11 protein-coding genes are annotated in these 13151 nt (G+C 43.5%); 6 read left to right on the top strand and 5 right to left on the bottom strand.

The genetic code is table 11. From position 1 onward, the window contains the following. Positions 1-7 precede the first annotated feature (7 nt). From QNH15_RS13485 to QNH15_RS13465, 5 genes are all read left to right on the top strand, one after another. Positions 8-1309, top strand: a complete 1302-nt coding sequence (locus tag QNH15_RS13485) for an MFS transporter (protein WP_283888895.1) — start codon at positions 8-10, stop codon at positions 1307-1309. Between the two features lie 185 nt (positions 1310-1494). Then, positions 1495-1695 (top strand): DUF3311 domain-containing protein, encoded by a 201-nt coding sequence (locus QNH15_RS13480; protein WP_283888893.1) that lies wholly within the window; start codon positions 1495-1497, stop codon positions 1693-1695. Beyond that, positions 1692-3194 (top strand): sodium:solute symporter family protein, encoded by a 1503-nt coding sequence (locus tag QNH15_RS13475; protein ID WP_283888892.1) that lies wholly within the window; start codon positions 1692-1694, stop codon positions 3192-3194. The genes QNH15_RS13480 and QNH15_RS13475 overlap by 4 nt, the downstream gene beginning before the upstream one ends. Before the next feature lie 4 nt (positions 3195-3198). Continuing rightward, entirely contained in the window at positions 3199-4839 is a 1641-nt protein-coding gene (locus QNH15_RS13470) for an amidohydrolase (protein WP_283888890.1), read from the top strand. Further along, on the top strand, positions 4836-5936 hold the full coding sequence (locus tag QNH15_RS13465) for a C45 family autoproteolytic acyltransferase/hydrolase (protein WP_283888889.1): 1101 nt from the start codon (positions 4836-4838) through the stop codon (positions 5934-5936). The genes QNH15_RS13470 and QNH15_RS13465 overlap by 4 nt, the downstream gene beginning before the upstream one ends. Before the next feature lie 112 nt (positions 5937-6048). Here QNH15_RS13465 and QNH15_RS13460 read toward each other — a convergent pair whose 3' ends face one another. The 5 genes from QNH15_RS13460 to QNH15_RS13440 all read right to left on the bottom strand — a co-directional run bounded on the left by QNH15_RS13460 (position 6049) and on the right by QNH15_RS13440 (position 11915). Beyond that, positions 6049-6879 carry a carbohydrate ABC transporter permease gene (locus QNH15_RS13460; RefSeq protein ID WP_283888888.1) on the bottom strand — a complete coding sequence of 277 codons (831 nt, stop codon included), beginning with the start codon at positions 6877-6879 and terminating at the stop codon, positions 6049-6051. After that, complete coding sequence (locus QNH15_RS13455; protein WP_430667165.1) at positions 6879-7718, bottom strand: carbohydrate ABC transporter permease; 840 nt, start codon at positions 7716-7718, stop codon at positions 6879-6881. Before QNH15_RS13455 ends, QNH15_RS13460 begins: the two co-directional genes overlap by 1 nt. Before the next feature lie 134 nt (positions 7719-7852). Beyond that, complete coding sequence (locus tag QNH15_RS13450; RefSeq protein WP_283888884.1) at positions 7853-9118, bottom strand: ABC transporter substrate-binding protein; 1266 nt, start codon at positions 9116-9118, stop codon at positions 7853-7855. A 213-nt stretch (positions 9119-9331) separates the two neighbouring features. Continuing rightward, complete coding sequence (locus QNH15_RS13445; protein WP_283888882.1) at positions 9332-10390, bottom strand: LacI family DNA-binding transcriptional regulator; 1059 nt, start codon at positions 10388-10390, stop codon at positions 9332-9334. Between the two features lie 544 nt (positions 10391-10934). Beyond that, positions 10935-11915, bottom strand: coding sequence for a LacI family DNA-binding transcriptional regulator (locus tag QNH15_RS13440; protein ID WP_283888880.1), 981 nt, complete (start codon positions 11913-11915; stop codon positions 10935-10937). A 222-nt stretch (positions 11916-12137) separates the two neighbouring features. On the opposite strand from QNH15_RS13440, the gene QNH15_RS13435 reads away from it, so the two are divergent. After that, positions 12138-13145: a TRAP transporter substrate-binding protein gene (locus QNH15_RS13435; RefSeq protein ID WP_283888878.1), complete on the top strand. Its 1008-nt coding sequence runs from the start codon at positions 12138-12140 to the stop codon at positions 13143-13145. The last annotated feature ends 6 nt before the right edge of the window (positions 13146-13151 follow it).

Genomic DNA, 13151 nt, shown 5'->3' with positions numbered 1-13151 from the left:
ATGCATCATGAAAAAAAGCCGAATTTTGTTCGCAAGTCTGGCCGGATCGGTTATTGAATGGTATGACTTTTATTTGTATGGTACCGCTACGGGTCTTGTTTTTTCAACACTTTATTTTCCTTCACATGATCCGTCTATTTCTCTTTTGCTTGCTTTTTTAACCTTTGGAGCAGGGTATGCTGCAAGACCCCTGGGAAGTATTATTTTTGGTCATATGGGAGACCGGATCGGAAGAAAAGCGTCCTTGATATTTACGTTAATTGGCATGGGCGGCAGCTCAATGCTGATTGGTGTACTCCCTACCTATGCGCAGGTTGGGTTGTTGGCACCGATATTGCTCGTCGCACTTCGCCTGATTCAGGGAATTGCTCTTGGAGGTGAATGGGGAGGAGCGATTTTGCTGGCAACGGAGTATGCACCGAAAGGCTTGCGCGGGCTATATGGCTCTATTCCGCAAATGGGCGTTCCGATTGGTCTGGTTACAGGTTCATTCAGCTTAACGTTGATCAGTTATCTGACAACCGACAGTCAGTTTATGGCATGGGGATGGAGGATTCCCTTTTTGCTGAGCGGCATTCTTATTGCTTTGGCCATCTGGGTAAGAAGCGGAATTGAAGAAACTCCCGCCTTTAAAAAGGAAAAGGAAATCGGCAATATTGCAGCGGTGCCGATTGTTGAAACCTTCAGGAAGGATTGGAAGAATGTTCTCCGTGCCATTGGTTTAAAGGTTGGCGATGGGTTCTTTAATGTTTTTTCCATGTCTTATTTGCTCGTTTTCGCCACCGTGTATCTCGGCTATTCCCGTGACACTGCATTGACGGCACTTACAATCGGGTGTGCAACAATGCTGGTATCCATCCCGGTCTTTGGGTATTTATCCGATTATATTGGCCGTAAATTAATTTACATAGGCGGTTTGGTGTTCATGTTTCTCCTTGTTGTTCCTTACTTTTCGGTCATTGATGAAGGTGCCGGCTGGTTATATCTGATGCAGGCTATCATGCTTGGCGTATTGTGGGGGGCAATCTTTGCCACACAGGGGACGCTGTTCTCGGAGCTGTTTCCCGCCAATGTACGGTATACGGGCCTGTCTGTAGGCTATCAGGTTGCTGCAGCCATTGCAGGGTTTGGCCCGATTATGTGGGGAGCTATGGCTGAATCATTCGGTCCTTCACCTTGGGTATTCGGCGGGTTCATGATGGCTGGATTAACTCTTTCTATTGTCTTGAGTGTGTTTATGCCTGGATCGGAGAAAAGAGTAATTAACCGTAATCTTAATCAAAAAGAAAAAGCTGCAGTTCAAAGGTAAATACGCAAAAAAGCTGCCTGAGGGCAGCTTTTTTTATTGAAACATTTACCACTTTGTTAATAAAACAAGAAAAAACACTTACACTTTGTCCAATGAATTTTTAAGTACAAAAAGTTATAATGGGGATTAGTTTAAAAATTTGAAATTTTTAAACTATATCAATTAAAAGAGGGAGGCGTTGTTGTTTGAAATCAGTAAAGCTACTTCTTTTTGTTCCTTTTATTGGTCTGCTGGGATTCATACCCGTAGCCAACCGGATTGAACCTTATGTGTTTGGATTGCCTTTTTTACTGTTCTACATTGTTTTTTGGATGGTATTGTCTTCTATTCTATTGACTGTGATTTACAAATTGGATCCTGAGAACCAAAGGAGGGATAGCCAATGAACAGTGCATTGCTGATCATTCTTTTGTTCCTGTTGTTCTCATTGTATCTTGGTATACGGGCTAAAAGAGGCAAAGAAATGAATATGGAACAATTTGCAGTTGGCGGCAGAGGATTTGGAACGTTGTTCATATTTTTGCTTATTGCTGGAGAGGTCTATACGACATTTACATTCCTCGGCGGCAGCGGCTGGGCATATTCCAAGGGTGCTGCAGCCTATTATGTTCCTGCATACATATTCCTGGCTTATGTTCTTTCCTACTGGCTGGCGCCTAAAGTTTGGCGATATGCGAAAGATCACAACATTATTTCGCAGCCGGACTTTTTCGCCTCCAAGTACAACAGCCGAGTTCTTGGGATTATCGTAGCCATTGTGGGCAGCATGGCCCTGGTCCCTTATATTGTGATTCAGTTCAAAGGGTTGGGCATTATTGTTGGAGAAGCATCTTATGGGGCCATTCCACCTTTGGCAGCAAGTATCATTGGAGCTGTGGTGGTGACCATCTATGTAATGGTTTCCGGTATTCATGGATCAGCATGGACAGCATTGATCAAAGATTTTATGATTCTTGCGATCGTTATTTTTCTTGGAATCTACATTCCTTTCCATTATTTTGGCGGTATTCAGCCGATGTTTGAAAATATCCAGGCAGTAAAACCAGAGATGTTGACCTTGTCTACGGAAGGACTTAGTCCTGCCTGGTTTATATCTACTGTATTGTTGAATGCATTGGGATTTTATTTGCTGCCTAATTCATTTGTCGTCGTGTTGTCAGCAAACGGCGAGAAATCCATTCGAAAAAATGCGATTACCTTGCCGTTGTATACACTTCTGCTGTTGTTTGTATTTTTTATTGGGTTTGCGGCTGTGCTCAAGATCCCTGGCTTGCAAGGCGCTGATGGTGATTTGTCATTATTGAGACTCGCTATCCAAACCTTTGATCCCTGGATGATTGGATTAATCGGAGCTGCCGGTTTGTTGACAGCGCTGGTCCCGGCATCGGTCATGCTTATGGCCGCGTCGGTGGGGCTCACCAAAAGTTTTTATAATGTGCTTGTCCCGCAAGCAACAGAAAAACAACAATTGAGGGTTTCAAAACTATTCATTCTATTAATCTCCTGTGCAGCATTGGTATTAACCGTAACGGGAGGAGAGGCACTGGCGATGTTGAATATCATGTCATACAGTCTGGTTACACAATTGGCTCCATCTTTGTTTTTTAGTCTGTTTAGAAAGAATGTAGTAAACAAGTACGGAGCAGGTGCAGGAATTATCATCAGTGTTCTTTTGGTTCTCTACGTTACAGCAAAAGAAATTAAAATCAGCACGTTCCTTCCCCACATTCCCCATGTAATCAATGATATTAGTCTTGGGTTCATCGCTTTAATCATTAACGTCATTGTCATGCTGGCCGTCAGCTTCATTACCAGAGCATTGGCCGTAACGTCTACTCCGCTAGAAGGAGTGGAAAACAGCAGTTTTCTAAAAAGAGAGGGATGAGAATATGAAAGCAGATGTTGTTTTTATAAACGGGGAAGTACTCACGGTGGATAAGCACAACTCGAAACAGCAAGCCGTTGCCGTCAAAGAAAACGTGATTGCTGCAGTGGGCTCAAACGACGATATAAAGTCATACATTGGAGAACAAACAGAAGTCATTGACCTTCTAGGGAAATCGTTGATTCCAGGGTTCATTGATTCACATTTGCACCTTACGATTTATGGGACAAACCTTTTGGGTGTAAGCTGTATTGAATCCCACATCCATTCCCTTGAGGACATATTTATTGATCTCCGAAAGAAAGTGAAAGAAACACCAAAAGGAAAATGGGTAAGAGCCTGGGGCTTTGATCAGCTGGAGATAGATGAAAAAAGGTTTCCCACACGTGAGGAAATGGATCAAATATCGACGGAACATCCCATCCTCGTCATCCGGACGTGCAATCATATGTGCATTGCCAACAGCAAAGCGTTGGAGCTGGCAAACTTGGACGAACATACACCTGATCCTGAAGGGGGCATTATCGAAAGAGATGCCCATGGCCAGCTTACAGGGAAGCTGATTGAAAATGCTCATATGCAAATGTTTAAAGTTGCGCGTTACAGCAGTGAGGAACTGAGTAACTCCATGAAACTGGCTTCTGATGCATTTATCAAAGAGGGAATAACAAGTATTCACGATGCCGGTGCATATGGCGAGGGCTCAGAAACCCTTCGTATTATGGAACAAGCGGTCCGGAACAAGGATATCCGGGTCCGGGTCTATGCCATCATGGGTTCGTTAACAAATTCTCATGATTTTGTTCAACAAATGGTACAAGCAGGAACGGTTACCGGGTTAGGTGATGATTATTTTAAACTTGGGCCTGTGAAGCTGTTTACTGATGGGAGCAGTACGGGTCCAACCATAGCGACACGCCAGCCATATACAAGTGATCCAAACAACAGCGGAATTATATATTACAGCCAGGAAGATCTGGACCGTTATTTGGGAAGTGCTCATAAAAAAGGCTTCCAGATTACAGCCCATGCCCAGGGAGACCGTGCCATTGAGATGCTGCTCGATTGTATTGAAAAAGCGCTGAAGGAATACCCTCGAACCGATCATCGCCATCGAATTGAGCATGCCGGGATCGCTTCGCCAGATTTGCAGCAAAGAATGAAAGAGCTTGAAGTCATTCCAATTCCAAACCCGGTATTCATGTATGTAAACGGAGATGTATACAAGGAATACTATGGAGAGCGGATAAATGTCATGTATCCTGCTGGTGACTATCAGAAACTGGGAATCGTTGCCGCCTTCGGTTCAGATGCCCCAGTTACTTTTGTTAATCCATTGCTGGGTATCCATGCTGCTGTCAACCGGAAATCAAAAACAGGGCAGGAAGTGGGAGAACAACAAAAAGTGGATGTGTTGGAAGCTCTCCGGTGCTATACCATCAATGGAGCATTTGCGAGTTTTGACGAAGAAAGGAAAGGAAGTATAGAAGCCGGGAAACTGGCTGATCTTGTTGTATTAAGTGACAGTCTGTTAACGATCGATCCAGCAAGGATAAAAGATTTAGGTGTTCAGCTGACCATGATCGACGGACAGATTTTATTTAAGAATGAACAGCTGGAGCATCCTGCCAGGGTGAGCCGATGAAAACATTTCCTCTCATTCGGGTTCAAGGCTCTCCCAATGAACGGGGCAAAAGGATTGGCGAAAAAGCCGGAGAATACATCATTCATAACATTGAAACTTATAGAAAGATCTTACTTGAGATGGGCAACATCAGCTGGTCGGAGGCGCGAAAATTTGCCGAGCAATATATTCAAAACATTGCAGAATACGATCAGGAAATTCTTGATGAAATCATTGGAATCAGCGAAGGTTCTGGGCAGCATCTGCTGGATATCATGGCATTAAACGCCCGCAGTGAAATTCTATTAAACTCTGATGGCTGTACAAGCATGGCATTTGTGCCTAAAGCTACTGAAAGCAGGGAGACATGGTTAGCACAAAACTGGGACTGGAGTCCAGAAATAAATCCGGGTGTTATTCTGCTTGAAATCGACCAGACACCCCGTCCGAACATTCTTATGGCAACCGAGGCGGGAATTGTAGGAAAAATCGGATTGAACAGTGAAGGACTAGGAGTTTGCTTAAACCTGCTTGGCCCAGAGCATAATACTATGCGCGGTGTTCCTATTCATATCATTCTCCGGGGGATATTAAACAGCAGCTCCATTTCTCAAGCTATAGGCCAAATTGCAAGAGCAGAGAGAGGAACTGCAGCGAATTTTTTAATCGCAGACGGTGAGGGAAGCGCCTTTAATGTTGAATCCACAAGCACAGATTTTGATGTCCTCTTCCCTGATGAAGGCATGCTGTGCCATACCAATCATTTTACAAGTAGCCAACTGAAAGTGGTTGATACCGGAAGAGTAAAGTTTCCGGATACGTATTTGAGATTATGGCGCTGTAGAGAGCTTTTGAATAATAGTTCAGAAAAAATGAATTGGAACCGCATTAAATCTATTTTGGCTGACCATCATGGTTATCCCGATTCTATATGCCGGCATGGTAATAATATTCCCACTGATCTAGGAAGAATGGCTGCCAGCAATACCGTTTTTTCGATCATTATGAATTTATCCAGCAAGTCATTTGAAATTACAAATGGTGAACCCTGTTCTGCAGAGTATGTCCCATATATACCAGAATGGAGTTGCCGTAAACATATAAAAACTAAAATATAAAATGCTACAAACTGGGTGCTGAAAAACCGACGACGCACACTGGAGGTTTTAAAGCTGAAAGCAACAATTAGCGGGACTTAAAAGACAGAGACATTTCGTCTCTGTCTTTTTCTTATCCTTTTACAGAACCGGATGCCAGACCCTGGATAAAGTGTTTCTGCAGCAAGAGGAAGAGGATAACCATGGGAGCAACGGCCATAATAGCCGCTGCAGCCACAAGATTCAGGTTGTTTGTATTTTGTCCGAAGAAACTGGATAAGGCAACGGTAATGGTTTTCACTTCCTCAGCTTGAAGGAAGAAAATCGCAAATTGATAATCGTTCCAAATGTATACACAAGAGATGATGAGAATGGAAGCGGTGACCGGTTTCAACAAGGGAAACACGACTCTGAAAAATATGGAGAGTGTACCCGCTCCATCCATTTTTGCCGCTTCTTCCAATTCCTTGGGTATGGTGGATCGGATAAAACCTGCATATAAAAAGATAGCCAGTGGCAGATAAGCGGCAACGTTATTTAGCACAGCAATGGTACGTGTGTTCATCATTCCAATATCAACGACCAATTGATAAAGAGGCACCAATGCAGTTAACGGAGGAATAACCATTACCGCGATAAAAAAGACATAAACCAGCTTGTTTGCCTTTGTGGTACGGCGTGCAAGCGGATAGGCCGCGAGCGAGCCTACAATGATGAGAAGCACCGCCGAAAAGAACGTAATGATAACGGTATTCCATAAAGACTGTCCCAAATTGGCCATTTCCCAGGCTTCACTGAAGTTTTCAAAAGAAAACTGTTTAGGGAACATCCATTTTGAACTAAAATCACCCTTCGCCTTGAATGCAGTGGTAAGCAGGATATAGAAAGGGACCAGGTGATACAGGGCGATGATTAAGGCTATGACTGACAAAAACAGCTTAGGTTTCCGGTACGTCTTCACCATCAGGCTTCAACCTCCTTGCGTTTAAAGAAGAGCAGGGCAGAGAGGCTGATGATGAGGATGATGACCGCCATTAGCACACCTTCCGTCGCTGCATAACCGGCATCCTGCCGATTAAAGTACAAATCGTACATGAAGGTGGACATGGATTGAGAGGCATTCCCCGGTCCGCCGCCTGTTAGCGAAACAATTACATCAAATAGCTTCAAGCCGCCGATCACATTAATGACAATGTTAATGGTGATGGAAGGCATTAAAAGTGGAAGCGTAATATTCTTAAACTGGTTAAAAGCGGAAGCGCCGTCGAGCTGGGCCGCCTCGTAATAATCCTTGGAAATGCTTTGCAGACCTGCAAGATAGATAATCATCGCCACGCCAACAAATTGATAGGTATTCACAAAAACGATCAGCCAGGTATTCACCTCTGGATTAGCCAATGCATTGATTTTTTCCATCCCCATGGCTATAAGAATATCGTTCAATGCGCCGCCCTGATAGGCGAAGAAAAAGTACCAAATGTAGCCCATAATCAACGGACTGATAATAACCGGCAAATAAATGACGGTTCGTGTTAGACCCCTTATCTTAATGCTTTGGTTCAGCAATAATGCGTACAATAAGCCTATAATATTTTGAAACAGCGTACTTCCCAAGCCGTAAAGCAGTGTATTTTTAACGACCAGCCAGGTATCGGGGTCCTTTAACAAACGGCTGTACTGCTTTAAGCCGACGAAATCATAGGTTTGCGAAAAACCGTTCCAATTGGTTAATGATATTTTTAATCCATTCAAGAACGGATAAAGAATGAAAAAGGCGACAAGAGCAAGGGCGGGTAAATACATCCACCAAAGAGAGGACTGTGAAGAATGCTTCGTGCGTTTGTTAACCTTTGCAAGTGCCGCTTTCTCCTTTTTCACACCGACTGCGGTATTCATGAATTTCAGCTCCTTTTGAACTCACGGATGAAAAAAGCCACTTACTTTTTCGGTTTGTACAATCGTTTATATTCTTCACCGATTTTCTTTGACACTTGGTCAGGGGTCATCGATTTCGATAACAGCTCTTGTCCGGATGCTCCAAGTACATCCCACATGCCGCTAGGGAGGTAAACGCGGTCAAAATACGGTTCAACTTTTACATCTTTATATTTTTCATAGTCTTTGGAAAAGTAATTATCTGCTTTGGCGTTTGTTAGGCCGGCAGGCAGCGAGGTCGCTTCAGCGATCTTTTTGACCATCTCGGGCTGTGAAAGAAATTCAATGAACTTTTTTGCCTCCTTTTTGTGTTCGGAATCCTTCCAAACAGCCAGGGTATGCCGTTCTCCGCCAATCCAGCTCGGTTGATCGCCTTTGTAGATGACCGGCATCGGAATGACACCGAGCTGCACATCGGGGTTCAGCTCCTTGACGGATGGACCAAGCAAGCCGCCGCCAATGACAAATGCGATTTTGTTTTGTGCCATCAAATCGGTCATCTGCTGGTTTTGGGCGGTAAGAACGTCTTTATTCAGCAAGCCTTTCTTTTGCATTTCTTTTAGCTTTTCTGGCAGAAAATCAAATTTAGACCAGTCCTTGAATGTGCCGTTCAGCAGTTCTTTTCGATAATCATGCTTGCTGTCAGTGACAAGGAGAGGAGTGGCGAACTGGTCGAAATATTGTCCGAATGAACTTTTATCGGAACCGGCAAACCAAAGCGGCGTGACTTCACCCTTGCTTTTCTTTTTGACCGTTTCCATGGCGCTCATCCACTCATCAAACGTGGAAGGCGGGGTGATTCCGTATTTTTTCAACAGGGTCGCGTTGTATGTAATCCCGTCTTTCGCCTGATTTAATGGGTAGGCATAAACTTTTCCCGATTGATCCTTAAGTATGTTATCCATGGCGGGATCCAGATCCTTAACCCACTTCATATCCTGCAGATCTTCTACATATTCACCATATCGGTCCTTTGACCAGCCATGGGTATCGAATAAGTCCGGCATATCGTTTGCCGCCATTTTGACACGAAGCATCCCCTCGTATTTGTCGGCCGGGTAGTTTTCCTTAATATCAATGTTTGGGTTTTTCTTTTCAAATTCCTTGATTGCATCGGTAAGCGCGGCTTTATCCGATTCATTGGTGACGGTGGAGAACAGCGTTAATTGAACGTTTCCGTCCTCACCGGAGCTCGACTGTTTATTACAAGCACTTAAAGCGAGCACAAGAGCAGAGGACAAAAGCAATGTTTTACCTAACTTTTTCAAAAGAATTTCCCCCTCAAATTTTTTGGTTAATCAACCAGACAAACAAAAGCAATGTTTGCACAAAATCAGGGGCTACTATATAATTTATAGTTGCTCCTTGGAATGGGAGTACGGGCGGTTCGCAAGAAATAGTGTGTGATGGCAGTCACTCCTTCCGATGACTAGATCGGTCATTTCTTTGCGAATTCGCCTTTTTTATTGCTTCATCTCACCTTATTGAACCACCTCCTTAAAAGGATTTACAGCTAATGGAGAGCCGCAGCTTTGCCGGATGACCAACGAAGTCGGAAGAGTCACATTAACAGGAAGTTTCCTGCCGCTCATGCGGTCCATAAGAAGTTTAACTCCGGTTTGCCCCATTTCCCTGGTGTACACTCGAACGGTGGAAAGGGGAGGATTGGAGAATCTGGCGGCTTCTATATCATCAAATGCAACAATCGCCACATCCGAAGGAACGGATAGTCCCGCCTCCTGCAAGGCACGCAATGCACCAATGGCCATGGGATCACTCGCAATAAAAAATGCCTTCGGATGCTTCTTTTTCTGAATGGCTTTTTTCATGAGTTCATATCCGGATGACATGGTGTATTCCCCGATGTAAATCGCATCATTCCCTTCAAAATCGCCTTTCTTGATCATGCTTTCAAACGTCGTCAACCGCTTGTCCTCCGAAATTACTTTCTTCCGTTGTAAATGCTCCCGCTCAACACCACCAATATAACCGATTTTGTAATGTCCAAGGCTCATGAGATGCTTGAGGGCTTTTTTCGTTGCTTTTTCAAAGTCTACAGTCACAGAATCATAGAGTTCTTCATCAGGAACATAGTTTAAGTAAACGATGTTAGTAATCTTTTGAGAAACCTGCTTCAAAACATCCTCTCCCAAGCGTCCGATTACCAGAAGACCGTCGATTGCGGGAAACTCTTGAGGGACGGTCAGCATATCATTCAAACGGTAGCTGCCGACCCTGCTGATTCCCTGACGATACAATTCTTCTTCAATGCCCTGGCGGATGGAAATAAAATAGGGATCGTTCAGCTCCTCTTCCACGGTTTGACAGGCAATGATTCCGATGCTTGGAGCAGATTTTTTCGCTTGTGTCTGCTGTCTTCGCCTCTCATGCAATGTTTGATATCCCAATTCTTTGGCTGTTTGCAGGATACGCTGCCGGGTTTCCTCCAATACGGTTATTGAATCATCATTATTTAGCACCCGAGAGACAGTAGCGGTGGAAACATTGGATTTTTGAGCAATTTCTTTTATGGTAGCCATAGAGTATCCTCTCAAAACGAAATAGAATTTTACTAAATTTTTTACTGGTATTTGAATTTTAACATCGATTGAAAGTGCTTACAATAGTAAATTTAGATTATTCTGATTTTTATATACGGTATAACTCAATAGTAAAGTCGTATGATAATTGAGTTAAAAATTTACTGAATTTTAAATTAAATTAACCTCGAGATAAAAAAAGAGGGGCTGTCCTGAAAGTCAAAAATTGACCTTCAGGCATCCCCTTTTTGCGTAAAAAATCTTCAATGAAAAGTTGATTGTAGTGGAAGGTGCGAGATCCTCGAAAATGAAAATCACATTTTCTTCGTGCGATGCACCGCTGCCGCAGCGTTACTTGTCCTGCGGGACTTGTGTGACAGGTGAGACTAATGAGGTGCTAGCACCGGTACCGCAGGCGCTTGCGCCAAAAGGTAGGCGTTCACGCCGGTAAGGCTCACCGCACGCCCCGCGGAAAGCGAGCGGGCCTGGAACGAAAATCAACGGCTTACAGACTTCTTGGACAGCCCGTTTGGTAAAAAAAGAATTATACAGGTGATGTAGATTTTCTAATCTGTATTTCCGGCTCCAACCGTTTGGTAAAATGAGCGGTGTCTTTGGAATCAATAAGAGAAAGAAGCGATTCGACCATCGTATGAGCCAGTGTTTCAATGGGAACACCTACACTTGTTAACGCGGTTTCCAAGCTGGCCATTTGCGGGATATTATCATACGAAACAAGAGAAAGGTCTTCAGGAATCCGTAGATGATGTTCTTTTGCCGCTCGCAGGATACCAATGCTGATGTCATAGCTCCCGCTGATCAAAGCGGTGGGCAGGGATTCCTGCTGAAGCACTTTTTGTGCGGCCAGGTATCCGTCATACCAGCTCAACCCATTTGTATCCGTTTGATTCACAGGAAGATGAGCTTTGCCCATTGCTTCTAGAAAGCCGTTCCATTTTTCGTACTGCCGTTTATCGGCATGAGAATTTTCCCCGATATAATGAATGTTCGAGTGGCCGAATGAGACAAGGTGATCAACTGCTTTACGAATGGCGTTTTTATGGTTGACATCCACAATCGGATAAGGATGGCCGCCTCGAGCCACTCCATACGTTAGAATCGGTACGGAAGAAGAGAAGAGAGGTGGGAGCTGATTTTCAATTCCTCCTTCAAATAAAAGAATGCCCTCTACTTGAAAACTTTCAAACATTTTTACCGCATGGTCGGCAGAGTTTACCGACAGGATCATGAAGTAATTTTTCTCGGTAACGATCTCGTTGATTTTAGCTACCAGTTCTGTGAGAGCCACACGATCGATTGCCGGCCAGACAAGACCGATGGTCCGGCTTTTTTTCGACACCAGGTTCTTTGCGGAGAGATTTGGGGTATACCCTAATTCTCTTGCCGTTTCTACCACTTTTCGTTTCGTTTCGGGTTTGACCAGAGAGCTGTCATTGAGTGCTTTTGATACGGTCGAATAGCTTACTCCGGAAACTCGTGCAATGTCCTTTATGGTAACACTCATCACAGTCCTCCTTAAATCCAATGTTGATAATTTTCAGAATACCGCTTATACTGGTCATTAACAACGTTGTTAATACGATTATATATTTGAACTGGCAAAGAAGTAAATCCTTAAATCAAAAAATAACAACGTTGTTATTTTTTGATTTTGCAAACGCTGTCAGTTTTGAACCATTATGTAAAGGGGGATTTCAATAAAATGATGAACAAAGGAGGTTCACCGTTGAAAACTTGGATATCAATCACTTTTGTATGCGCTTTAATTCTATCCGTGTTTTCCGGATGCAGCACGACAGCAAAAAGTGAAGATCAGACGATTACCATGCGGTTGGCCCACAATCAAAGCGAAACACATCCAGTACATAAATCACTCGTCGAATTCGCTAGATTGGTAGAAAAGGAAACGAACGGAACAGTGAAAATCAAGCTTTATCCAAACGGTCAGCTTGGATCTGAAAGAGAAGTGATTGAATTAACACAGACTGGTGCCGTTGACTTTGCAAAAGTGAGTGCCAGTGCACTGGAAAGCTTTTCACCGGTATATTCACTTTTCAGTCTTCCGTATTTATTTGACAGCCGAGATCAATTTTATAAGGTAATGAACAGCAGTATTGTTCAGGATATTTATAAAACCACAACAGATGTGGGATTCAGGGGGCTTACCTTTTATGATGCGGGGACAAGGAATTTCTATACCAAACATAAAGCCATCATGAAGCCTGAGGATTTAAAAGGGCTGAAAATCAGGGTACAGCCCAGTGCCACATCCATTAAAATGATTGAACTCATGGGGGGATCACCTACCCCAATGTCATTTGGCGAAGTGTACACCGCATTGCAGCAAGGCGTAATTGACGGTACTGAAAATAATGAAACCGCTTTAACAGATAACAACCACGGCCAGGTAGCTAAGCAATACTCATACAGTGAACATGCCATTGTGCCGGATATCCTCATCATGAACAATAAAAAGTGGGAGAAATTGAGTAAAGAGCAAAAACAAGCTATCACAGAAGCCGCCAAAGAATCCACTGCCTTTCACAAAGTAGTGTGGGAAAAAGCGATTGACAAAGCAACAAAAGAAGCCAAAACAAAGATGAATGTCACATTTAATAAACCGGACAAAGAACCGTTTAAAAAAGCGGTAGAGCCATTGCATAAAGAATTTGCGAAAAAGAAAGCAACGGCCCGCTATTACAAAGAAATCAGGGCAGAAGGAACAGGAAACTAGAAGGGA

The organism is Fictibacillus enclensis (assembly GCF_030123385.1).
In the GTDB taxonomy this organism is placed as follows: Bacteria; Bacillota; Bacilli; order Bacillales; family Fictibacillaceae; genus Fictibacillus_C; species Fictibacillus_C enclensis.
The sequence above is the reverse complement of the archived record's forward strand: the minus strand, read 5'-3'. Positions and strand labels throughout refer to the sequence as shown.